The sequence below is a fragment of the Thalassotalea litorea genome (assembly GCF_043642205.1).
Classification (GTDB): Bacteria; Pseudomonadota; Gammaproteobacteria; order Enterobacterales; family Alteromonadaceae; genus Thalassotalea_A; species Thalassotalea_A litorea.
On sequence record NZ_JBHZSG010000006.1, the window covers coordinates 146,075 to 170,496 of the forward strand.

At 44.5% G+C, this 24,422-nt stretch carries 22 protein-coding genes; 20 read left to right on the forward strand and 2 right to left on the reverse strand.

Annotated features, from left to right (window positions below; all coding sequences use genetic code 11):
- Positions 1-235: 235 nt before the first annotated feature.
- Entirely contained in the window at positions 236-2,083 is a 1,848-nt protein-coding gene (locus ACHUFQ_RS05190) for a sodium:solute symporter family protein (protein ID WP_394173622.1), read from the forward strand.
- A 21-nt stretch (positions 2,084-2,104) separates the two neighbouring features.
- Positions 2,105-4,687 (forward strand): glycoside hydrolase family 3 C-terminal domain-containing protein, encoded by a 2,583-nt coding sequence (locus ACHUFQ_RS05195; RefSeq protein ID WP_394173624.1) that lies wholly within the window; start codon positions 2,105-2,107, stop codon positions 4,685-4,687.
- Positions 4,688-4,901: 214 nt separating this feature from the next.
- Here the strand turns inward: ACHUFQ_RS05195 and ACHUFQ_RS05200 are convergent, their stop codons facing one another.
- Complete coding sequence (locus ACHUFQ_RS05200; protein ID WP_394173626.1) at positions 4,902-5,936, reverse strand: glycoside hydrolase family 5 protein; 1,035 nt, start codon at positions 5,934-5,936, stop codon at positions 4,902-4,904.
- A gap of 360 nt (positions 5,937-6,296) precedes the next feature.
- On the reverse strand, positions 6,297-6,869 hold the full coding sequence (gene efpL, locus ACHUFQ_RS05205; protein WP_394173628.1) for an elongation factor P-like protein EfpL: 573 nt from the start codon (positions 6,867-6,869) through the stop codon (positions 6,297-6,299).
- A gap of 218 nt (positions 6,870-7,087) precedes the next feature.
- On the opposite strand from efpL, the gene ACHUFQ_RS05210 reads away from it, so the two are divergent.
- From ACHUFQ_RS05210 to ACHUFQ_RS05295, 18 genes are all read left to right on the forward strand, one after another.
- The gene (locus tag ACHUFQ_RS05210) at positions 7,088-7,228 is read left to right on the forward strand and encodes a hypothetical protein (RefSeq protein WP_394173630.1); all 141 of its coding nucleotides are present in this window, start codon (positions 7,088-7,090) and stop codon (positions 7,226-7,228) included.
- Between the two features lie 561 nt (positions 7,229-7,789).
- The gene (locus tag ACHUFQ_RS05215; RefSeq protein ID WP_394173632.1) at positions 7,790-8,653 is read left to right on the forward strand and encodes a universal stress protein; all 864 of its coding nucleotides are present in this window, start codon (positions 7,790-7,792) and stop codon (positions 8,651-8,653) included.
- 227 nt (positions 8,654-8,880) lie between these two features.
- Complete coding sequence (locus ACHUFQ_RS05220) at positions 8,881-9,375, forward strand: Na+/H+ antiporter subunit E (RefSeq protein WP_394173633.1); 495 nt, start codon at positions 8,881-8,883, stop codon at positions 9,373-9,375.
- Positions 9,375-9,665, forward strand: coding sequence for a monovalent cation/H+ antiporter complex subunit F (locus tag ACHUFQ_RS05225; RefSeq protein ID WP_138320335.1), 291 nt, complete (start codon positions 9,375-9,377; stop codon positions 9,663-9,665). The genes ACHUFQ_RS05220 and ACHUFQ_RS05225 overlap by 1 nt, the downstream gene beginning before the upstream one ends.
- The gene (gene mnhG, locus ACHUFQ_RS05230; RefSeq protein ID WP_394173635.1) at positions 9,662-9,988 is read left to right on the forward strand and encodes a monovalent cation/H(+) antiporter subunit G; all 327 of its coding nucleotides are present in this window, start codon (positions 9,662-9,664) and stop codon (positions 9,986-9,988) included. The genes ACHUFQ_RS05225 and mnhG overlap by 4 nt, the downstream gene beginning before the upstream one ends.
- Positions 9,988-10,965 carry a DUF4040 domain-containing protein gene (locus ACHUFQ_RS05235; protein WP_394173637.1) on the forward strand — a complete coding sequence of 326 codons (978 nt, stop codon included), beginning with the start codon at positions 9,988-9,990 and terminating at the stop codon, positions 10,963-10,965. Before mnhG ends, ACHUFQ_RS05235 begins: the two co-directional genes overlap by 1 nt.
- Positions 10,962-11,318 (forward strand): cation:proton antiporter subunit C, encoded by a 357-nt coding sequence (locus tag ACHUFQ_RS05240; protein WP_138320338.1) that lies wholly within the window; start codon positions 10,962-10,964, stop codon positions 11,316-11,318. Before ACHUFQ_RS05235 ends, ACHUFQ_RS05240 begins: the two co-directional genes overlap by 4 nt.
- On the forward strand, positions 11,318-12,871 hold the full coding sequence (locus ACHUFQ_RS05245; protein WP_394173639.1) for a monovalent cation/H+ antiporter subunit D family protein: 1,554 nt from the start codon (positions 11,318-11,320) through the stop codon (positions 12,869-12,871). The genes ACHUFQ_RS05240 and ACHUFQ_RS05245 overlap by 1 nt, the downstream gene beginning before the upstream one ends.
- Positions 12,868-14,382 (forward strand): proton-conducting transporter transmembrane domain-containing protein, encoded by a 1,515-nt coding sequence (locus tag ACHUFQ_RS05250; RefSeq protein ID WP_394173641.1) that lies wholly within the window; start codon positions 12,868-12,870, stop codon positions 14,380-14,382. Before ACHUFQ_RS05245 ends, ACHUFQ_RS05250 begins: the two co-directional genes overlap by 4 nt.
- The gene (locus tag ACHUFQ_RS05255; RefSeq protein WP_394173643.1) at positions 14,383-14,637 is read left to right on the forward strand and encodes a hypothetical protein; all 255 of its coding nucleotides are present in this window, start codon (positions 14,383-14,385) and stop codon (positions 14,635-14,637) included.
- Entirely contained in the window at positions 14,627-16,363 is a 1,737-nt protein-coding gene (locus tag ACHUFQ_RS05260) for a Na(+)/H(+) antiporter subunit D (protein ID WP_394173644.1), read from the forward strand. The genes ACHUFQ_RS05255 and ACHUFQ_RS05260 overlap by 11 nt, the downstream gene beginning before the upstream one ends.
- 567 nt (positions 16,364-16,930) lie before the next feature.
- Positions 16,931-17,308, forward strand: coding sequence for a hypothetical protein (locus ACHUFQ_RS05265; protein WP_394173646.1), 378 nt, complete (start codon positions 16,931-16,933; stop codon positions 17,306-17,308).
- 101 nt (positions 17,309-17,409) lie between these two features.
- A complete protein-coding gene (locus tag ACHUFQ_RS05270; protein ID WP_394173647.1) occupies positions 17,410-17,985 on the forward strand; it encodes a hypothetical protein in 576 nt (191 codons plus the stop codon).
- 50 nt (positions 17,986-18,035) lie between these two features.
- Entirely contained in the window at positions 18,036-18,443 is a 408-nt protein-coding gene (locus ACHUFQ_RS05275; protein WP_394173648.1) for a hypothetical protein, read from the forward strand.
- A gap of 83 nt (positions 18,444-18,526) precedes the next feature.
- Positions 18,527-19,687 carry an IS30 family transposase gene (locus tag ACHUFQ_RS05280; RefSeq protein WP_394173650.1) on the forward strand — a complete coding sequence of 387 codons (1,161 nt, stop codon included), beginning with the start codon at positions 18,527-18,529 and terminating at the stop codon, positions 19,685-19,687.
- A 447-nt stretch (positions 19,688-20,134) separates the two neighbouring features.
- Positions 20,135-21,943, forward strand: a complete 1,809-nt coding sequence (locus ACHUFQ_RS05285) for an assimilatory sulfite reductase (NADPH) flavoprotein subunit (protein WP_394173651.1) — start codon at positions 20,135-20,137, stop codon at positions 21,941-21,943.
- On the forward strand, positions 21,943-23,664 hold the full coding sequence (cysI, locus tag ACHUFQ_RS05290; RefSeq protein ID WP_394173653.1) for an assimilatory sulfite reductase (NADPH) hemoprotein subunit: 1,722 nt from the start codon (positions 21,943-21,945) through the stop codon (positions 23,662-23,664). Before ACHUFQ_RS05285 ends, cysI begins: the two co-directional genes overlap by 1 nt.
- A 5-nt stretch (positions 23,665-23,669) precedes the next feature.
- Positions 23,670-24,410, forward strand: a complete 741-nt coding sequence (locus ACHUFQ_RS05295) for a phosphoadenylyl-sulfate reductase (RefSeq protein WP_455342385.1) — start codon at positions 23,670-23,672, stop codon at positions 24,408-24,410.
- Positions 24,411-24,422: the final 12 nt, after the last annotated feature.

Consider the following 24,422-nt stretch of genomic DNA (forward strand, 5'->3'; position numbering starts at 1 on the left):
TTAATAGACTAACTCTCGACCCACTTTTATTGCTTTGTTTTTGTGCATTGATTTATTTGCATGAAGGATACGCCTGGCTTCATTTTGAGGGTATTAATTGTTGTCGGCTTCAGATATTCCATAAATAACGGGTTTGTAATTTGAGGCTATTCGTTATAAATTGCGTTGTAAGCGGTTACATTTTTCGTATCTATTGGTTAAATGTACATTAAAACTATTGAGTAAAAGTATAAAAATGAATCTCACATCCCTCGATTTAGGCATTATTGCCTTATATTTATTCGCCACCTTAGCGGTGGGGTTTTGGATCTCCAAGCGCGCCTCGAAAAATATTGAAGGCTACTTTTTAGGGGGGAAATCCCTCCCCTGGTATTACCTGGGTTTATCCAACGCTTCCGGGATGTTTGATATCAGCGGTACCATGTGGCTGGTCTATCTGTTGTTTATTTATGGTCTGAAAAGCATATATATTCCGTGGTTGTGGCCTACCTTTAACCAAATATTTTTAATGATATTTTTATCTGTCTGGTTGCGCCGATCCGGGGTGATGACCGGTGCTGAGTGGATTACTTTTCGCTTTGGTGAGGGTAAGGGGGCCAAATTAAGTCATTTGATTGTTGTGATATTTGCGCTGTTTTCGGTGTTGGGTTTTCTTGCCTATGGCTTTGTCGGCATTGGCAAATTTGCGGCCGCGTTTTTGCCCTGGCAGCTTGCCGTCGATCCTCGTCATAATGAAATTGCCTATGGACTTATCTTTACCGCAATAACCACCGTCTATGTTGTTAAAGGTGGGATGTTCTCGGTCGTTATTACCGAAGTGTTACAGTTCTTTATTATGACCATTGCGAGTATCGCCATTGGTGTCATCGCAATGATGCAGGTTTCGCCAGAGATGCTGGCGGCGGTAACACCAGCGGGATGGTATGACCTTAGCTTTGGCTGGCAACTTGATATGGACTGGCGTGGTATTCTCGATTCTGCTAATCAACGCATCATCGATGATGGCTATTCATTGTTCACCATTTTTATGATGTTGGTGTTATTTAAAGGCATTTTGTCGAGTATGGCAGGGCCTGCGCCAAACTATGACATGCAGCGTATACTTTCGGCGAGAACCCCGGTCGAAGCGGCGAAAATGAGTTGGTTTGTTAACGTTGTCTTGATTATTCCTCGTTATATGATGATCACCGGCCTCGCGGTTTTGGCTCTGGCGTTTTTCATTCCGGATTTAACCGCAATGGGACCGGATGTAGACTTTGAACAAATTCTACCGTTCGCATTGAGCAATTACATTCCGACCGGATTATTAGGTGTTGTGGTCGCCGGTTTATTAGCCAGCTTTATGTCGACATTCGCTGCCACTACCAATGCCGCTCCTGCGTATGTGGTCAACGATATCTACAAAAAATACATGAATCCGAACGCGGATGATAAAACCTATGTCAAAGTCAGTTATCTGGTTTCGTTAATATTCGTAGTTATCGGCACTGCCATTGGTTTGTTTGTGCCATCGTTAAATGAAATCATTATGTGGTTAGTGTCGGCGTTGTGGGGTGGTTACACCGCTGCGAACATGCTGAAGTGGTATTGGTGGCGATTCAATGGCTATGGTTACTTCTTCGGTATGTTAACCGGGTTGGTGACAACAGTACCGTTAGCGTTCGTTGATCTTTCTCCTTTAGAAGGTTTCCCAATACTATTTGTTACGTCGTTTATCGGCTGTATTGTTGCTACGTATTTAACGCCGGCTGAAGATATGCAAACGTTAATGAAATTTTATAAAAAAACCCGTCCATGGGGCTTGTGGCAACCGGTCATTGCTGAAATCCAAAGCAATGAACCGGATTTTGAGCCAAACCGACAGTTTGTTCGTGACATTAGCAACGTTGTCGTGGGTATTGTCTGGCATACATCACTAACCGCGACTGCGATATTTTTGGTGATTCAGTCGTGGACCGAGCTATATATTGCTCTTGGTGTTGCCGCGCTGACTTCTGCCTACTTAAAACGGATGTGGTGGGATAAACTTTCGGATGAAGATGAATCTGCGCCGCAAGGGCAAAAAGTATTAGCAACAGAATAACGGTTGGATTTAGGATTGATTATGAATAAGGTGAAATTACTGACAGTTACGGTGGCAATCACGCTTGCATCCTGTAGCCCAGCGCCATCATCGGATGATAATAGTTCTGCATCTTCTAAAGGTGCGGACAATCGTGAGGCGATAACAAGCTACCCGAATAAACAGGCCAGACTCGCAGATGTTGAAAGTAACGTAGAAACGCTTTTGCAGCAATTAACTCTGGAAGAGAAAATTTCTCTGGTACATGCCAGTGGCAAATTTCATATTGACGCTATCGAACGACTTCACATTCCAGAGTTGTGGTTATCTGATGGCCCCCATGGCGTTCGTCATCAAATCGAACGCTACAGTTGGGACTCAGCTGGCTGGGATAATGATCACTCAACGTATCTACCGCATTTAACCTCGGTTGCCGCCAGCTGGGATCCAGCCATGGCGACCTTGCATGGTAATGTGCTGGGTGCAGAAGCCAGAGAGCGGGGCAAAGACATTATTTTAGGCCCCGGAATTAACCTGGCTCGCCTGCCTTTGTATGGTCGTAATTTTGAATATATGGGCGAAGACCCATTTTTGGCCGCCAGTTTGGTTGTGCCAGAAGTGAAAGCCATTCAAAGCCATGATGTGGCGGCCAATGCCAAACACTATGCGCTAAATACTCAAGAGCTCAATCGTATTGGCGTTAATGCCAAACCGGATGAAAGAACATTAAGGGAAGTCTATCTGCCGGCGTTTGAAGCCGCCGTAAAAGAAGGTGGCGTTTATTCCATTATGGGCGCGTATAACGAATTTCGTGGTACCAATGCTAATCAGTCGAAACACCTGGTGATGGATATTTTAAAAGGTGAGTGGGGCTTTGATGGGGTGCTGTTAACGGACTGGAACGTTGACATCAATACCTATGACGCCGCGGTTAATGGTCTGGATTTGGAAATGGGAACTAATGTCGACAGTTACGACGACTACTTTCTTGCCAAGCCGTTTCAGAACATGATTGAAGAGGGCAAGATTGACGAGTCTGTTCTTGACGATAAAGTTCGTCGGGTACTTCGTCTAATGCAGCGTGTTGGTTTATTCGATGACAATCGACTTGCTGGCAGTCGCAATACCAAAGAGCATCAGCAAGCCGCCAGAACCATTGGCGCGAATGGTGTGGTGCTGTTGAAAAACCAGGACAACATCCTGCCTCTTGATAAAAGTAAGCTGAACAATGTTTTGGTACTTGGTCCCAATACCGATAAAAAACATGGCCAGGGTGGTGGCTCATCCGAAGTTAAATCTTTATACGAAGTAACACCGCTAGAAGGGCTGAAAAATGCGTTAGGGGAAGGTGTGAATATCCAGGTGATGCGAGCGCGCTCCAGTGCTTTAGCGCCAATAGCTGCCGATTACATTGCCAGCCGTCACTGGACCGGCACACCAGCATGGACGGTCGCGTATTATAAGGATGCAGAACGAAATGAGCTGGTGAGCGAAAACTGGATTGTTAACTCTGAATACAAAGCGAAAAATGCGGAACAGACTTATGTAACCATGAAGGCTCAGGTTAAGCCTTTGCAATCCGGGATACATAACTTGAACCTGGAAGTTGCTGGCGACATCGATATTGCTATCAATGGTGACTCCGTGATTACTGAGTCGACAGGCGCCGATAAACAGAGTTTTACCGCTGAAGCCGAGCTAATCGCCGGCACGGAATACGAATTCACTATCAATTACAGTGGTAGTGGCGAATATGTGCTTGGTTGGGATGCGCCGGGTAGCTTGTTTGCGTCGGAAGAGGAATATCTTGCCGCGGCGAAAAATGCCGATGCGGTAATTTATTTCGGTGGATTGAGCCATGGTGATGATCGTGAAGCGATAGACCGTCCCGATATGAAACTACCTAATTCCCAGGATGAAATCATCCGCAAGTTGTTATCCGCAAACCCGGATACGCTAGTATTTTTAGTTGCAGGTTCTGCAGTTGAAATGCCATGGGAGCAGGACGCCAAAGCGATTGTCTGGGGCTGGTACGGCGGGCAAGAAGCCGGCAATGCCTTTGCCGATGTTATCTTCGGTGATGTGAACCCTGGCGCTAAGATGCCAATGGTATTGCCAAAACGCCTTGAAGATTCTCCGGCGATTGCTTTGGATGATTACAATGAAGTTGAATCGCTATACAAAGAAGGCGTATTTATCGGTCATCGTTGGTTCGAACAGCAAAACATAGAGCCCTTATTCGCCTTCGGCCATGGCTTATCCTACACGGAATTTAAGCTTAGTGATTTACGCCTGGCATCGGATACGTTTGCTGGTGAAGGCAGTTTCGAAGTTAAGGTCAATGTGCAAAATACCGGAGACCGAGCCGGTGCGGAAGTAGTGCAGTTGTATCTTCACGATGTAAACGCAAAAGTAGAACGTCCTTATAAAGAACTTAAGGGCTTTGCCAAAGTGTTTCTTAAACCGGGCGAAAGTAAAGACATAACAATCGCAATTGATAAGCGTGATATGTCGTTCTGGGACGTAGAAAGTAACGACTGGCTTGCGGAATCTGGAGAATTTAAGGTGCTCATTGGTAACGCCAGCGATAATATCCTGCTACAGGGATCCTTTAAGCTTGACTAGCGTTAGGGTTAATAATCCTTGTGTGAACTGAATTAAAGCCCGCAAACCTAAATGGCAGTGCGGGCTTTTTATTTTAGCTTTAAGCTCAACCTTAGCCTTAACCATAGCCTTGTAGCAATTCCATTAAGTTTTTGCGCGACTCAGAGTTAGGGCAGAGGTTCATTTGCAACAGAGATTTCATTGATATAGTCATTCTAAATTAGTGGAATTGGTATTAATAACCCCACTGCTTAATAATGGATTTTAAATAAATTCCATTCTCGGTTAAATCTTTATCGGATAACGGTTTTAAAGGATCCGTTGCGGGTTTGAAAATTGCCGACCCTTCTTTCTTATTGGTCATTGACCAGGTCGCAAACGATAATTGATTATCGCGAATAAACGCTAACCACTGCTCGACTTCTTCATGGGCGATAGCGCCATCGCCATTGGCGTTAACCGTTCCCCATTCTGAAACGAATAACGGAATACCTGCCAATAAGGCTTGTTTCGCTTTATCTCTAAGCGCTTGTTTATGGGTGCCGGCATAAAAATGCAGGCTATAGGCGATATTAGTCGCATCTGTGATGGGGTTGGCAATCACCTTATCCACATCCTGAGACCAGGTTTGGGTGCCAACCAGTATCAGGTTGTCCGGATCGATTTCCCTAATAGCGGCGATAAGGGCTTGCGAATAAGGCTTAATGACGGTGTCCCAGTCCGTAGTATTGAGCGGCTCATTATAAATTTCATAGATAACGTTATCCTGGTCACCATAACGCGTGGCCATGTTGCGAAAAAATGTTTTTGCCTTCTCAACGTCTTGTTCTGCTTGATGAGAATGCCAGTCGATAATCACATACAGGCCTTCCTCGATGGCGGCTTTGACAACCACATCGACTTTGCCTTCATTGCTTTTCGGTGAGTCAAGGTAACTGCCTTTGCCTTGGGCGGCCATTGCTGCTCGAATAAGCCCTGCCTGCCATTGTCTTGCCACATATTTAACAACATCGGCGGTATAAAACGCTTCGCCCTGTGCCCCGTCCCAACTCCAGAACAGGCTCGGTCCCGCCAAAGACACAGGCTGACCTTGCTGATTGACGATCTGGTTTTTAGAGACGGATAATGCGCCGTGTTTCGAAACGGGGGACGGTTTGCTAGCTGCCAAAGCGGTTGGTGCGAACAGCACGAACAGCAAAATTACGATAAACCAGCTTGCGATAGTTGCGCGAGTTGAAAATACCGGATGGGTGGGAATCGGCGAAGCCATAATCTTTTATCCTTAACCTTACATAGTAATGTCATCTGGGTGGCTAGGTTAGCCTGCTCGGCTGCGTTATTTATTGCGTTATTTATTAGGCGATTCGATCGCGATGTTGGTCATTGATAGCTACGTAAGTTGGCATTTATCTGCCCTTGATGTTCAAGTGATACGCTGTATTGTGTAAATGCCAATACTCAGCAATTAGCATTCTATAACGGCCATTCAATAACCCGCTTTCAATAATATATAAGATATGAGTATGGCCTGAATTACGACGGTTTGATGATAAAACAATCTCAGAAAATCTTTTGGCAATAAAAAACCGGCATGTTTGCCGGTTCGTTAATTGGTGGGATTAGCGCGCGTTTATTTGTCACCACGTCCCATAAACTTGCGTTCTTCCGTATTCACTTTAATCATATCGCCAGTGGATATGTGTTCTGGCACCTGAATCGTCAGCCCGGTTGATAACGTTGCCGGCTTATTGCGGGAAGTTGCAGAAGCGCCTTTAATGGACGGCTCAGTTTCGGTGACTTCCAACTCTACACTTGCCGGTAAATCGATACCGACCGGCGATTCGTCAACGATAATTGCATAGATGCCCTGAGTACTTTCGGTGATAAATGGTACCTGATCGCTGATATTTTCTTTGTTGATGTTATATGGCGTGTAGTCTTCATCATCCATAAACACATACTCTTCGCCATCGATATAGGAAAATGTGGCTGGACGACGCACTAAATCCGCAAAATTCAGCATTTCTGAATCTTTAAACGTCTCGTCAATCTTATGACCTGTTACGACATTGTACATACGCATTCTGTACAAACTTCCGCCCGCACGACCTTGTGGTACGGAACGCTCGATATCTTTGATGATGTAAACGCCATCATTGTATTCGATAGCTGCATTTTTCTTAATTTCACTTGCCTTTGGCATAACTAAAGCTCTTTATTGAAAAGGTTAGGGGAAAGATAGCAAAGTTCTTAGGGTACTCTCAAGTCTGCAGTACTACGATGTCTATGCAAAGGTTACCGGTAACTCAACAAAAATGACGGTTTTTAACGCCAATTGAATTGGAAATGTTGCCTTGATTGTTCCCGAGGCCGGGGTAATGCTTGATAATTTACGTTCACTACCAATTATGCATGTATTCTTTGTTCGAATCATCCATTGCATTTATCGGTACGCCAATCGCGATTTCGGTTGCCCAGCAGTTGAGAGCCTCAGCAGAGCGGTTTGCTCTTGCGGTGTTATTAGGCGCCAACCCTCAGTTATCCAATGCCTATGGGGTATAACCTACGGGTAATGAATGCTGGTCGTTATCTATTTAGCGATTTTATCAGAGATAGTGTGTCTTGCATCATTCTGATGTGTGAGGCCGTCATTAGCACTTAACTGGGTTTGTTCGATGGTAATCCGTTATCTAAACACTACCATCATTTCTAATGAGATGAGATTGCACGTCTAAACCTTAGAGCTTTATCTTTGATCGTAAGCGCTCATGATTATGGTCCTGTAGGGACACCATTCCCTTGTGCAATGGAAATCAATATGCCACTACAACGCCCTGCAAACAGTCAAATTCAAGTTCAACGTGGCGGTTTGTTAACATATACGCCAGCTTATCAGCCCAAAATGTGTGCTATTGCAGGGCTATTCACATTTATTTACATTTCTTTGTTTTTAGCTAGGGATAAGTGGAAACCTCTTTGTTCGCCGACTAAATATGTTAATGTTATGAATAACATGCAACATGCATGCAGGCATTTTACTCTGTATGTAAAGCATACAGCTGTCTTGACGAGGTAGAATTTACTCTATAGATTAATCGTTGTTTTAAGTTTTGCAGGACAGCTATGCCTAAATCGATTTTAGTGATCACCGATCTTAATGAAACTAATAATTGCTCGTTAAAGAAAGCTCGTGATATTGCTGGTCCATTGGGGACTGAAATCGATGTAGTACGTTTTATCAAAACCATTGCTCCTGAACAAGCTGATGAAGTCAGTGTTGATAAGCAAAGCAAAATTTTAGCAAATTCTGTAACGGAAATTTTTGCTAACCATCAACCACAAGGCTCAATTAAAAGTCAGGTTGTGGTAACCGACGATATTGTTAATTGGGTTGTCGATTACACCAATGAGAAAGACTTCGATTTAGTTGTGAAGGCTGGCCATCGTTCAGAAACGTTATTTCATACGCCTTGCGACTGGGCGTTGATTCGTAGCTTACAGGCACCTGTGCTTATTGCCAGCCAACAAGGTTGGCGTAAGAAGCATGTGATTCTTGCGGCTATCGACCCAGCGGCAAAAGATGACGTTCATCGCGAATTAAATCATGCTATTCTGGAATGGACAAAAAAATGGGGGCAGAAATTTGATTGCTCCATACATCTTGTGTATAGCTTACCAGTTTCTAATGTTTTAAGAGAACTGGACATCATTGATGTCGAGGAGTATGCACGGGAGCACCGCATTGAAGGGGAAGAGCAACTCACTGAATTACTTAGTGGGTATGACATTCCCAATGTAAAACTGCACGTTACAGCTGGGGCTCCGGAGAGAGCGATTCCTCATTGTGCCAATGAGCTTAAAGCGGAACTGGTCATTATGGGTAGTTTGGGCAGACGAGGATTGCAAGGTATGTTGATAGGCAATGTCGCTGAGAAAGTGATACACCATTTACGCACTGATTCTTTGGTCATCGCAAGTAACAAGTAGTTTAATTAAGTAGAATGCAAAAAAGAATTAGAAAACCTTGTTAACAGGTTGGTTAATGAAGTCAGGCGATTACGCTCCGCTTATGGTAGTGAACCAATCTGCTGTAAGATAACGTCACGCATCCTTACTTCCAAATAATATAAATACGATTCAGTAAAAACATTACTAATTGATAAAAAATGATTTTGCTACCTTGGTAGCTTGTCAAAACGTATTCAAAGTTACTTATGGATAGAAAAACAATAATTTACTTAACAACCTGGACATTTATACTCGCAATATTCTGGCTCTTGTTGTCAGGATATTTTAAGCCTCTGTTACTGGCATTTGGTCTGGTATCTGTTGCTTTGGTGGTGCTTTTAATCTGGCGAATGGATAAAACAGATAAAGAGCCGCAACAGCCGTCTTTCAGTCTTCGTTTTTTCCGTTATATCGTCTGGCTTATCGGCCAGGTGGTGTTATCTAGTCTGGAAGTTACAAAGCTAGTCTGGGGTAGCTCTAAAAAGTTGTCTCCTGCTACGGCTAAATTACCTGTCGCTGATATTCCTGAACATTCCCGAGTGCTCTATGCTAACTCGATCACTATGACTCCCGGTACACTAAGCGTTGATATTGACGATGATTATGTAACGGTTCATGCGCTCGATGAAAAATCCATCAAGTCGCTACAACAAGGTGAAATGGCGAGCAAAATTGCAAAGGCAACAGGAGAGAAAAACTGATGTTAGCGCTGGCAGCAACTTCGGTTGCAATACTTTCGGTAATGGCACTGGCATTGGCCCGAGCTTTGAAAGCTGATACCGTTTACGATCGAATCCTGGGTGTGAATATGGTCGGTACCAAAACCGCTTTGTTTATCGCCATAATGGGTTTCCTTAATGGGCGTCCCGATTTCCTCGATATTGCCATTGTTTATGCGCTAATTAATTTTATCGGCATGATCGCTGTACTGCGTTTTTTCGAATATACAGCATCAGAACCGGATGAGGACACACAGGAGAAGTCCAAATGATATTGGAAGTTATCAGCACAATCTTGTTGATATTAGGAGCTTTTTTTAGTCTCACAGGTGCCATTGGCTTATTCAGATTTCCAGATTTTTTTACTCGGGTACATGCCGCTAGTGTTACCGACTCGATTGCGACCATTCTAATCATTACGGGTTTGATTCTACGTACTGATTTTGATTTGGTAGCTGTTAAGCTTCTGTTTATTCTAATTTTCCTGTTGCTAACCAGTCCTACCGCATCGCATGCCTTGGCTAAATCTGCCAGACACGGTGGGCTGTTAACCTTGGCAGAAATCCGCGAGAGTAAAAAAGAGGATAATGACTAATGGTTGAGTTAATAGACCTGGTCTTGCTCGGCATGCTGGCGATAACGGCTTTGCGGGTTATCTTCTTAAAAGATCTGTTCGCGGTAGTTATGCTGTTTGGTTTGTACAGTTTTCTTTCGGCCCTGATTTTCGTAAACCTTGATGCCGTTGATGTGGCTTTTACTGAAGCCGCCGTTGGTGCCGGGATATCGACCGTTCTTATGCTTGGCACATTAGCGTTAACCGGTCGAAAAGAAAAAGCCAATAACCATACCGCGTTACTACCACTGCTGGTGGTTATCATAACGGGTGCGGCGTTAATATACGGCACTTTGGATATGCCACCTTTTGGTCATCCTGATAACCCTGCTCATCAACACGTGGCGCCTCGCTACATCGAAGAGTCTCCTAAAGAAATCGGTTTACCGAATATGGTGACTTCGGTATTAGCCAGTTACCGAGCGTTTGATACCTTAGGTGAAACCGCCGTGGTCTTTGCTGCGGCAATTGGGGTGCTGAGCCTGTTAGGAATGCCCAAGCCGGGTGGTGTGGCAATTGATTCTGGTTTAAAGTCGCACCTTGTATTGAGAGTGGTCGCTAAGTTAGTGATCCCGATGACGATATTGTTCGCGTTATACGTACAATTTCATGGTGACTATGGCCCTGGCGGGGGCTTCCAGGCCGGGGTTATTGCGGCTGCCGCCGTTATTCTTTATGCCCTGGTGTTTGGTTTACCGCTGGCCACCCATGTCGTTCGACCCAATTTCCTGAAGGTTCTGGCCGCATTCGGTGTACTGATATACGCCGGGACTGGCGTGACAAGTTTCTTCCTAGGCGGTAATTTCCTCGATTACAACGTTCTGGCCAGCGATCCGGTTGTGGGTCAGCATATCGGCATTATTGTTATCGAATTCGGTATCGGTATAACGGTTTTCGCAGCCATGCTCGGTATTTTTTATGGATTCGCTGCGCAAGCAGAAAGGACGAACATTCAATGAGTTTTATAGTGGATTATTACAACTACTGGATAGTTGTATTTTTAATGATGGCAGGATTTTACATTGTTATCTCTGCAAATAACCTGGTGAAGAAAATTGTTGGGCTAAACATTTTTCAGACGTCCGTGTTTATGATGTATATCTCAATTGGTAAAGTACAGGGCGGCAGCGCCCCAATCGTTGCTGATGGTATAACCAGTTATTCAAACCCGTTACCCCATGTGCTTATTCTTACTGCCATCGTCGTTGGCGTCGCTACCACGGCCGTTGGTCTTGCGTTAGTGGTAAGAATAAAACGCGCCTACGGTACCGTTGAAGAAAATGAATTTGAAGACAAGGACGCGCTAATCTGATGTTTGAACAGCACTTTCCTGTTTTACCCATAGTGCTGCCGTTGATTGCGGCACCTTTGTGTATGCTTTTAGGCCGAAGTCAGCTTGCCTGGTTACTGGCAACCATTGTCAGTGGTATTAGTTTTTGTATTGCCGTTTCGTTATTGATGGTGACATTAGATCAGGGCGTTTTGAGTTATGCCTTAGGTGGCTGGGAGCCGCCCTGGGGCATTGAAATGCGCCTCGATGTTGCCAACGCTTTGATTTTAAGTGTTGTTACCGGTATTTCAACGCTGGTTCTTGTGTATGCAAAAGACAGCATTGCGACAGAAATCCCTCAAAGCCAACACACCTTGTTTTATACCGCGCATCTGTTGTGCCTTACTGGGTTATCTGGGATCTTAACAACCAGTGATGCTTTTAATCTGTTCGTATTTTTGGAGATCTCTTCACTCGCCACTTATACCCTGGTGAGCTTAGCATCTGACAGAAGAGCGCTGACTGCGGCATTCCGATACTTGGTAATGGGAACCATTGGTGCCACATTCATACTCATTGGTGTCGGCATGATGTATATGAAAACCGGTACATTGAATATGCTGGATTTGGCCGCTCGAATCGGAGAATTCGAATACAATCGCACCCTGAATACTGGCCTTGCCTTTATTCTTGTCGGTGTGAGTATCAAGCTAGCCTTATTCCCTCTGCATATGTGGTTACCGCCGGCGTATACTCACGCACCATCGGCAGTAAGTGCGTTTTTAGCGAGTACCGCGACCAAAGTTGCGGTATACGTCATGATTCGCTTTATCTTTACCATCTATGGCGCTGAATACGTTTTCTATTCCATGGGGATGGATGTTATTCTCCTCGTTCTGGCGATTGTCGCTATCTTCAACTGTTCTTTTGTCGCCACAGTGCAAAGCAATGTTAAAACCATGCTCGCCTACAGTAGTGTGGCCCAGATTGGCTACATGATCCTCGGTATTAGCTTGGTTACGACAGCTGGCCTGATGGCCGGTTTACTGCATATCTTTAATCACGCATTAATGAAAGGCGCACTGTTTATGGCAGTTGGCGCGGTATTTATGCGAACCGGCTCGGCCGATATTAAGGCGTTTAGAGGTCTCGGTAAAACAATGCCATGGACCATGGCTGCGTTCACCATAGCGGGTTTAAGTATTATTGGCGTGCCACTTACCGCGGGCTTTGTCAGTAAGTGGTATTTAGTGACGGCAGCGCTAGAGCAGCAACATTGGGTGATTGCATTTTTAGTGCTGATTGGCTCATTACTAGCGATTGTCTATATTGGCCGAATTCTTGAAGCGGCATATTTTAAAGATCCTGTACAGAGCGGTTCTGACAAAACCATAAAAGAAGCACCATTAATGATGCTAGTGCCGATGTGGATCCTGGCTGTCGCTAATATCTACTTTGGTATTGATACCTCACTTAGCGTTACCGCTGCCGATGCCGCAGCAAACTGGTTGTTTGAACCTAGTGCTCAAGCAGTTTCTCAATCGGTGTCCCAGTCGACTACTCAGTCGGCTTCTGAATTGGGAGCCGCGCGATGAATATCTGGTCTGCTCTGGAACCTTCTTTACTGATAAACCTTACGATCATTGTCCCGCTGATTGGCGCTGTACTTGTTGTATTAACCGGTAAATACCCAAATCTTCGCGAGACTGTGTCGATTGCAACTGCCATTATTCTATTTACCTTAGTATTAGCTATTACTGATAACACCTTTAATCAGATAGCGATGGCGACAACCTGGGTAAGCTTATTGTCCGGGTTGGAAATTGCATTTTCCGTCGAACCTTTAGGTGTGTTGTTTGCGTTAGTCGCCAGCTTTTTGTGGATCATTACCACCATATACGCCATTGGTTATATGCGTGGTCATAATGAACAAAACCAGACTCGCTTTTATGTCTGCTTCGCTCTGGCAATCAGTACGGTTATGGCAATTTGTTTTTCCGCCAACCTATTAACCTTATTTATCTTTTACGAATTACTGACGCTGTCGACGTACCCTCTGGTTACCCATGCCGGTACCGATGATGCCAAACGTGGCGGTCGAGTTTATCTGGGGATTTTACTGGGTACCTCCATCGCATTTTTATTGTTTGCCATTTTAGGTACCTGGGTTAGCGCCGGTACACTTGATTTTACCCCTGGCGGTATTTTCACCGATGTACAGTCAGATGCCCTGATTGCGCTGCTGCTTGTGCTATTTTGTTACGGCATTGGTAAAGCTGCATTGATGCCTTTTCACCGTTGGTTACCTGCGGCGATGGTTGCACCTACCCCGGTAAGTGCGTTATTGCACGCGGTTGCCGTGGTAAAAGCCGGTGTATTTACCATTCTAAAAGTGGTTATTTATATCTTTGGTATCGAAAACCTGAGTCAGATAATGACCACAGATTTGATGCTTTATATCGCTGCGGCAACGGTTCTACTTTCATCCTGTGTTGCCATGACCAAGGACAACTTAAAAGCGCGGTTAGCCTATTCTACGGTTAGTCAGCTGAGCTATATTGTTGTTGGTGCCTTACTTGCATCTTCCATTGCGGCGGCAGGTGCTAGCCTGCACATCGTTACTCATGCGGTCGGCAAAATTACCTTATTCTTTTGTGCCGGCGCCATCATGGTGGCCTCTCACAAAAAGAACATTAGTGAAATGGTAGGTCTGGGCAGAAAAATGCCGTTAACTATGGTCGCTTTTGCGATTGGCACGCTTAGCATCATCGGTTTACCGCCAATGGCCGGAACCTGGAGTAAATGGTATTTGGTTGCAGGCGCATTAGAGGCGGATAAGTTAATTATTGTGGTGGTGTTAACCATAAGTACGCTGTTAAATGTTGCTTACCTTTTACCTATCCCGATAAAAGCGTTCTTAACCCCGCCGGATGAAAATCAACAGCCATGGAGCAGAGCTGAAACGATAAAAACGCCATTACCTAGCCTTATTGCTATCGGCATAACATCAACGGCTTGCGTGGCACTGTTCTTCTATCCACAGCCGATTATTGATTTGATTAATTTGATACCTGACGTGTCTACCGAGTTTAGAGGACAGTCATAGATGAGTGACGAGCATAACAAGCCGGGCTTTTTCGAGAAGCCAGAAAATATCAGCATGATCCTTAAAGTGTTCTATGTAATTTGTGTGTTGTTGGTGGCCGCCGATTTTATCGTCCATCGCCACATTTATCATGACTGGGAAAACATTCCGGCGTTTTACGCCATATATGGTTTTGTAGGCTGTGTAATTTTGGTATTGATTGCCAAAGTGATGCGAAAAATCCTGATGCGGGAGGAAACCTACTATGATAAGTAGCCTGCTAGAGTTATTGCCACAGTTACCGCCATTTCTACCACTGTTAATCGGCTCACTCGCAGCGATATTTTTGCGTGGTCATCTGCGTAGCGTCATCATGTTATTGGCGCCCGTTTGGGGCGCATTGCAACTCGCAGCAATAGATCCCGGGGTTTACTGGACTTTTCAATTACTGGGACTTGAACTTGAGCCAGTAAGAGTTGATAAACTCAGCCTGATGTTTGGCTACCTGTTCCATTTAGCCGCGTTTATCGCCGTGGTGTATGCCCTGCATTTAAAAGATACCATGCAGCATGTTGCGGGCTTAAGTTATGCGGCCAGTGCTGTCGGCGCTGTATTTGCCGGTGATTTAATTACCCTGTTTATCTTTTGGGAAATGTTAGCATTAACCTCAGTATTTTTGATCTGGGCCCGCCGCACTGATCGTGCCTATGGCGCCGGAATGCGCTATATCGTGATGAAAGTGCTTTCAGGGGTTTTACTGCTGACCGGCGCGGTAATTTTTATTACCCAAACCGGTAGCGTCCGGTTTGAAGAAATCGGTCTTGAACATGATGGCATCTTAAAGCTGGGTTCCTGGTTAATCTTTATTGCATTTGGGATCAAATGTGCGTTCCCGTTTTTCCATAACTGGCTAACCGATGCCTATCCAGAGTCGACTCCTACCGGCGCTATCTTCCTGGCATCTTTTACCACTAAAGTTGCCGTCTATTCACTTGCCCGAGGCTTTCCCGGAACCGAACTACTCGTTTGGATTGGGGTAACTATGGCCTGTTTCCCAATTTTCTACGCGGTAATCGAAAACGATTTGCGTCGGGTATTGGCATACAGCATGATTAACCAAGTCGGCTTTATGGTCGTTGGTGTTGGTATCGGTACTTCATTAGCCCTAAACGGTGCCGTTGCCCACGCCTTTAACGATGTCATCTTTAAAGGCTTGTTGATGATGAGCATGGGAGCGGTGCTGCACATGACGGGGCGCATTAACGGTTCGGAGCTTGGCGGGCTGTATAAAAGCATGCCGAAAACCACGATACTCTGTATTGTTGGCGCCGCATCGATATCGGCGTTCCCACTGTTTAGTGGCTTTGTATCGAAATCGATGATCATGAGCGCTGCGGTTGCCGAGGGTTATGACTATGTCTGGTTGGCGTTATTATTCGCAGCAGCCGGTGTATTCCACCATGCAGGTATTAAAATTCCATATTTTGCCTTCTTCGCCCATGATTCTGGTATTCGTACTACGGAGCCGCCAAAGAACATGTTAGCGGCGATGGCGATTGCCGCGACGCTATGTATCATCATAGGTACTTTCCCGGCACAAACCGTTTATGCGTTACTGCCATGGGAAGTTGATTACCAACCTTATGACATAACCCATGTGTTAACCCAATTGCAATTGCTATTCTTCTCCGCACTTGCCTTTGCCTGGTTAAATTTAAGGAATATGTATCCGCCAGAATTACCTTCGACCAACCTCGATACCGACTGGTTTTATCGCAAACTAGCGCCTGGGTTTGTAGTGCCCATTTACTATTCCGTCATGCAAATGATGAATAAGCTGGAAAGACTGGCAAATATAGTCATCCGACGATTAATCAGAATGTCTTACGATGACGATAAAAACCAGCCCAAAGGTTACTTTGCCAAACTCTGGCCGATTGAAACCATGGTACTCTGGGTCGCTTTCCTGTTGGCGGGGATTTTGATTCTTTATTACGTGTAGACAATTCAGTCTAGTAAGAGCGATGATATTTGCTCCACATAGGTTCTGTGGAGCAAATAATACCAATCCCATTAAATTATTGCTCACTCAGTGAGAATTTAAAGGTTTTTAGACAAGGCTTTGATTGCAGAGAATGGTTATTCCGCTCTCAAAAACAGCCAAAATCAGCCAAAATCAGTAACGCAGGATAAATGCCTTTAAAACTCACCCGTAGGGAGTTAGTGAGAGGCCCATTTACTGCCCTATATTTCATAAATATAGAATGACTATATCAACGAAATCTATGTTGTAACTGAACCTCTGCCCTAACTCTGAGTTGTGCACAAACTTAATGGGATTGGTATAAAACTCACCACACCAGAGGTATTTATCACAACAGGTATTATCCTGCTTCATGCCATCCTGCCTTTACCGATTTAATCAACGGTATAAAATTCCTGAAATTCCCGAAATCAGAAATTTTGACAGCACATTTGCGACGTCGCTAAAAATAACGTAACTTATTGAATAATCGATAGCCGTGAGTGGCTGGTGTGAGCGAGCAGCAGACGGTGGGATGGAGTCTTAGTGAGTATTTTAAAGTTTCTAAAATCTCAGTTTAAATTGGCTAAAAACGATATTAAATATCGGAAACTTCGTTCGGATTTAAACGGTGTCTACTTAGGCGATAAGCAATTATTTAAATGGAATGAGGTCAAGCTTATCGAGGCTTATAAAGAAGACCTATTCACTGTAGATTTAATATGCCTCGATATTACATTGATTTCAGGGATTCAGATAAAGCTTCATGAAGAACTTAAGGGTTTTTCCGAGTTTAGAGAAAGGATGGAATCGGTATTGCTGCTCAACAACAAATCTTGGATGGCGTCAGTTATGTTGCCACCTTTTGAAGAATGTCGAACCCAAGTGTTCAACTTAAACACGCTTAGACCAGACGTTATTTAGTCTGCATAGAGCGATTAAGAGTCATTTATACTTAATGAGCAGTCGCATATTTCAAGTTGGTAAAATAATAAACAAAAAGCATTGAAGGAATTAATTAGATCATGGATAGAAAAGTAATATTAGGCATATCTACTGCTTTGATATTGTCGTTGAATAACTCCCTCGCACAGGAAACTGTCGTAAATCATGAAGCTCCAGGTAACCTTGAATCGCTAAGCCCTTCCGGATGCGTTGCCGTAAATGACCTTTCGAATATGCAAAACCCTGTAGATATATTTACTGGAGTAAATATTTGTTTGGTTGAGGAGAATTACCCGAATGCTGCTGAGTTGTACTTTGCAGGTATGTCATATGGCTTCTTTGATACTAAACGCGTATCAGATAAAACAGCACATCAGGCGATTAGTGTGTTGCGCATGAATTTATTTAGTGACAAAGGAACAGATGTAACGAATAAGCTTCAAGACGCTGTAACAGATATTACATCTGACAATAAGGCAATTTGTGAAAGCTTATCTAATCTGGGCGCTCCCGCGTATGTGCCAACTTATATGATCCAACATGGTATGGGAGCATTTACTGGTGATAATGAGAATAAAGGTTTGGTTGAAGACTTTGATTCAGAAATGGCTTGGCGTGATGTGTTAGCAACAATTGTTAAGTGCAATAAAGCTTAACGACTAGAAACGAATGGGGCTGCTTAGAGCGAACTAGAGACATTCAAGTAATGACTAGAGATATGTTGAACGCATTCAAAGATATGCCAATCGTGCTTAAGTTTATTACGGCACATGCTTTGATTTGCTCGTGTTTTGCTTTAGTCGCGATTGTCCCTGGTATTCCGGTTGAAATAAATGGCGTTAGAATGGAGTCACAGGGTATTTGGGAGAAGGATTGGGGCATCCCACTCGTTGCAACTGGATTGGCTCTGCCCATAATTGGATTATTGTTTCTCAACCGCTGGAAGTACAGCAGGCAAATTTATGCTGTCGCATTGTTTGGGGTTTTCTTTCTCTTAAACATGACGTCATTGATACAAAAACCAGCTTATCTGCTTTTTCCATTGATAGTAGTCGGTGTGTTGACAAGCTACTTATTTTTAAATAAAAAAGTTCGTGATTATTTTAATATGTGATCCAGGTTGGGATGACTATAATGAGCTGTGAGTTCAACTGGTCAATGCAACACTATCCTTAGATTAACTTAAGGAGCGTTGACATGAAACAGAGAAAACGCATTTACTACAATGCCGAACAAAGACGTTTAATTTGGGATAGATATAAGCAAGGCGATTCTTTGCATGATATCGCCAGAATGTTTAACCGTTACCATACGTCGGTAATGCCAACTATCTATCGTACTGGTGGCTATCGCCCACCTGAGCGAATACGTAACCCAATATCTCTTACACTTTCAGAACGCGAAGAAATATCACGAGGCCTAGCCTCTCAAGAGTCTATGCGAGAGATTGCGAAAAAGCTGTCTCGCTCTCCATCAACCATTTCCAGAGAAATCAAACGTAACGGCGGGAAAAAAGGATACCGTGCTAATAAAGCCGATGACGCCGCCTGGGAAAACGCAAAACGTCCAAAACCTTGTAAGCTCGCGGGTAACAAAGCATTATGTTTAATCATTGCTCAAAAAATGAAAGCTGCGTGGTCACCACAGCAAATTGCTGGTTGGCTTAAGCGGAAACACCCGAATAATGAGGGCTTCCAAGTGTCGCATGAAACGATATACAAAACGCTTTATGTTCAAACCCGAGGGGCGCTGAAAAAGGAGCTTCAAAAGCACCTGCGAACTAAACGAGCTGTTCGCCGCTCTCGCCAAGCAACCAATAAAGGCAGAGGGCTAGGCAAAATCATCGATGCTGTGCCTATCAGCGAAAGACCTGCTTCGGTCGAAGATAGAGCCGTCCCTGGGCACTGGGAGGGTGACTTAATACAAGGTTCAAACAACAGTTATATCGTCACGCTAGTAGAGCGCAAAACACGGTATGTCATGCTGGCCAAAGTGCCTAACAATAAGACCAAAACCGTAATAAAAGCACTAATCAAACAATCGAAAAAGCTACCCACAGAGCTTTATAAATCACTTACCTGGGATAGAGGTGCGGAGCTATCAAACCATAAACAATTCACGCTAGCGACCGATATACAGGTCTATTTCTGCGACCCTAAGTGTCCATGGCAACGTGGTTCGAATGAGAACACCAACAGATTGTTGCGACAATATTTCCCAAAAGGTACTGACTTGAGCGTACATTCTCAGTTACGATTGAATCAGGTCGCAAGACAACTTAATGAAAGACCGAGAAAGACGCTAGAATATGAAACACCTGCTGAACGATTTAATGAGTGTGTTGCGTCCATCGGTTGAACTCACAGCACAAAACGGTCATTCGAGCCCACTCTGAAATCCTTCCTCAGTCGTATTAATTCAATTTAGTAACCGACAAACGATTGCTGTGCCATTTTAAATTCAGACAGATAGTAATTTGCTTGGTGAGGGATTACTTACTTAAAGCACGGAAGACCTCGTGTTGATTAAAAAAGCTTCTGTCTTTTTTAAAAACTTCTATCTTTTTTTAAAGAAGCGCGAATCGCACCTCTTCATTATGGGGAGACTGTTACGGGGTAAATTTAGGCGAGAAATTCCTAAAACCATGTAATATTCCTGAAATCGACTGATTTTGACACAAAATTTCTTTAGCAGCCAGTAAGTATGCCTTTTTGGAATAAAAAATGGTTATCTATTCTTTTAAGTTTTACTGAGCAATGTTTATCCTTTAGCCATTATTCTTCCATCTCTATTTATGGGCAATACATGTTGGTTAAAGCAAACAATGATAACGCTGCCAGTTTGAGTGCCGATCAGCTCAAGCAGTTACAGCAGGTTATCCATCAATATTCGCCATTGCAACTGGCGTGGGCCAGTGGTTATCTGGCTGCCAAAAGTGAAGGCGAGGGGGGCGCTGCGCTTCCGGCTGCTGCCGCTCAAGCTCAGTCGCGTCTTACCATTTTATATGGTTCACAAACCGGTAACGCCAAAGGGGTTGCTGAAAAGGTGCTGCAAAATGCCGAGTCGTTGGGGATTGCCGCCACACTGGTTAACATGGGCGATTACAAGCCAAAAAATATCAAGAATGAAACCCATTTATTGATCATCACCAGTACCAATGGTGAGGGTGAGCCACCTGATGATGCCATGGCTTTACATGACTTCTTATCTTCCAAACGAGCGCCTAAGCTCGAAAGCTTGCAGTATTCTGTACTGGCACTTGGCGATTCAAGCTATGAATTTTATTGTCAGACAGGTAAAGACTTTGACCAGTATCTGGAAAAGCTAGGCGCTAGTCGATTATCTGAACGTGTTGATTGTGATGTAGATTATCAATCTGACTCTGATGTCTGGCAAACCGCTCAGCTTGAAAAAGTAAAAGAGCTATTTGCCGCCAATACCGCTCAGGTTGTGCAACTTCCGGTTGCCGGTAATGAAGCAGCAAGCTCAATACACGCTAGCCCTTATACCAAGGAAAGCCCATACACTGCGGTTATTCTTGAAAATCAGAAAATTACCGGTCGCGATTCTAACAAGGTGGTACAACACCTGGAAATTGATTTAGGTGAAAGTGGCATTCAATATCAACCGGGTGATGCCCTTGGGATCTGGCCGAAGAATTCAAAAGCGGCAGTAGCTGCGCTTATCGAAACTCTATCCCTATCGCATGATGAACCCGTTGCCATTGATGGTGTAGAGCTGTCATTGGCAGAAGCACTTTCCAGCAAGCGTGAAATTGGCCCTCTAGCCAAAGCTACGCTAATTCGTTGGCAACAGGTATCGAATAGTGACGAGCTTGCGCAGTTGCTAGCCGATGGCAACAAAGCCCGTGTACTTATCAATCAAAAGCAGTTTATTGATGTTGTGAAGCTTTACCCTGGCAGTGTATCAGCACAAGCCTTGGTAGAATTACTTCCGGCGTTGACGCCTCGTCTATATTCAATTGCATCCTCGCAGCAAGAGGTGGATGAAGAAGTGCACTTAACCGTGGGACTGATGCAATTTGACATCGACGGCGAGTTACGTGCGGGTACAGCTTCTTCATATTTGATTGAGCAATTGCAGGCGGATGATGAAATTGACGTGTTTATTGAGCACAACAATAACTTTCGTTTACCCGAAAATGACAGCACCGATGTCATTATGATTGGTCCGGGTACGGGAGTCGCACCCTTCCGTGCTTTTGTACAGGAGCGCAGTGCGCGCGATGCCGATGGTAAAAGCTGGTTATTCTTCGGTGATCAAACCTTTACTCAGGACTTTCTTTATCAAACCGAATGGCAGGCTTATTTGAAATCCGGTGAGCTGAGTCGTCTAGATGTCGCTTTTTCACGTGATCAGGAACAAAAAGTCTACGTTCAGCACAAGCTAAAGCAAAATGCACAAGCAGTGTATCAGTGGCTAGAGCGAGGCGCACATTTATATATTTGTGGTGATATGTCACGTATGGCGAAAGATGTTCACCAGGCATTGGTTGAGATCATTGCCGAACAAGGTAGCAAAAGCGAACAGCAAGCAGAAGACTATTTGAAACAAATGCGAATTGAAAAACGCTATCAAAAGGACGTTTATTAATGAAAGGCAATATTCCAGAAGACGTTATTGTCCAGGGTACCTTGGCTGAAAACGAACGGATAAAAACCGAGAGTAATCATCTGCGCGGTACCATAGCCAACGATCTAACCGATGAAATCACCGGTGGTTTTACGTCTGATAACTTTCAGTTAATACGTTTTCACGGCATGTACCAGCAAGACGACCGTGATATTCGTGCTGAGCGTACCAAGCAAAAATTAGAACCACTGCATAATGTGATGCTGCGTGCTCGTATGCCAGGTGGTGTGATTACCCCTGAGCAGTGGTTAGCTATCGATACTTTTGCCGACGATCACACCAGTTACGGTAGTATCCGCTTAACTACTCGTCAGACGTTTCAGTTTCACGGGGTGTTAAAGCCGAAAATTAAATTGATGCACCAGACGCTGAACAAAATCGGTATCGACTCTATTGCTACCGCTGGCGATGTGAATCGAAATGTACTTTGTACCTCAAATCCGGTTGAGTCTAAATTGCATCAAGAAGCTTATCAATGGGCGATAAAGATTAGCGAGCATTTACTGCCTAAAACCAAAGCCTATGCAGAAATCTGGCTGGATGGTGAAAAAGTTGAGCAGACTGGCGATGATGTAGAACCTATTTTAGGCAAAACCTATCTGCCGCGTAAGTTTAAAACCACGGTTGTGATCCCGCCGCAAAATGATGTGGATGTGCACGCTAACGACCTGAACTTTGTTGCTATTGGCGATGGTGACAAGCTTATCGGATTTAACGTTCTGGTCGGTGGCGGTCTGGCGATGACCTTCGGTGATGAGTCTACATATCCTCGTCGCGCCGATGATTTCGGTTTTATTCCGCTAGAGAAAACGCTGGACGTAGCTGCCGCGGTTGTAACCACACAGCGTGATTGGGGGAATCGGGTTAATCGTAAAAACGCGAAAACCAAATACACCCTTGATCGTGTAGGTAGTGACCGTTTCAAAGATGAAGTGGAAAACCGCGCTGGTATTAAATTCGCGGCATCAAAGCCTTATGAATTTACCGAACGAGGTGATCGTATCGGCTGGGTTGAAGGTGTAGATAACAAGCATCATTTAACCTTGTTTATTGAAAATGGTCGAATCAAAGATAACGAGCTGGCACCGCTAAAAACCGGTGTGCGCAAAATCGCTGAGATCCATAACGGTGATTTTCGCATGACCGCCAACCAGAACTTGATTGTCGCCGGTGTTGATGAAGCAGATAAAGCGCGCATTGAAGACATCGCCGTAACTCACGGCTTAATGGATGCTACGGTGAGTAATCAACGTAAAAATTCCATGGCTTGTGTGGCGTTTCCAACCTGTCCGCTGGCGATGGCAGAAGCAGAGCGTTTTCTCCCCGGTTATGTGACTAAGATTGAAGGTTTGCTCGCCAAACACGGTATTGCCGATGAGCACATTATTTTCCGTGTTACCGGGTGCCCTAACGGTTGTGGCCGCGCCATGCTGGCGGAAATTGGCCTGGTTGGTCGTGGGCCGGATAAATATAACCTGTATTTGGGCGGCAATATTGCTGGTACCCGCGTACCTAAGTTGTACAAAGACAATATTAGCTCAACGGAAATCCTCGGTCTCATTGATGAACTAATTGGATTATGGGTTGCCAAGCGTAATGCTGAAGAAGCATTTGGTGACTTTGTTATTCGTGAAGGGATAGTGAAAGAAGTGAAAGTCAGTGCGACTGATTTTTATGGGTAATGATAATGACGAATCTCGCTGTAAATAATCGCTTTCCTGCTTCTTTACCGGACTCTTTGTTGCTGCAATGGAATCAGCAACTCGAACAAAAGTCGGCTGTTGAGAGAGTTGCGTGGGCATTAGAAAACCTGCCCACTCACTTTGCTCTGACCTCAAGCTTTGGCATTCAGTCTGCGGTCATGTTGCATATGATGACACAAATTCAACCGAACATTCCGGTCATCCTTACCGATACGGGCTATCTGTTTGATGAAACGTATCGCTTTATTGATGAATTAACCCAGCGGTTTAATTTGAACTTGCATGTTGTTCGAGCTGATATTTCTCCAGCCTGGCAGCGCGCTCGCTATGGCGAACAATGGCAGCAGGATGATGAAGCCCTAAAAGACTATAACCAGCGCAATAAAGTGGAACCATTAGAGCGCGGCCTTGAACAACTGAATGTGAATACCTGGTTTTCCGGGGTACGTCGCAGTCAAACCGATCATCGTAAGAGCTTGTCTGTGTTACAGGTGATCCGCGGTCGCTTTAAAGTGCATCCCATCATAGACTGGAGCAATAAACAGATTCATGAATATCTGACCACCAACAACTTGCCTTACCATCCACTTTGGGAGCAAGGCTATGTCTCTGTTGGTGACAGACATTCAAGCTTACCTTTGTCTGAGCAAATGGACGAGCAGGACACTCGCTTTAACGGCATGCAACGCGAATGTGGTTTGCATACCGATGGCGATGGGATCTAGCGGGAGCTGAAG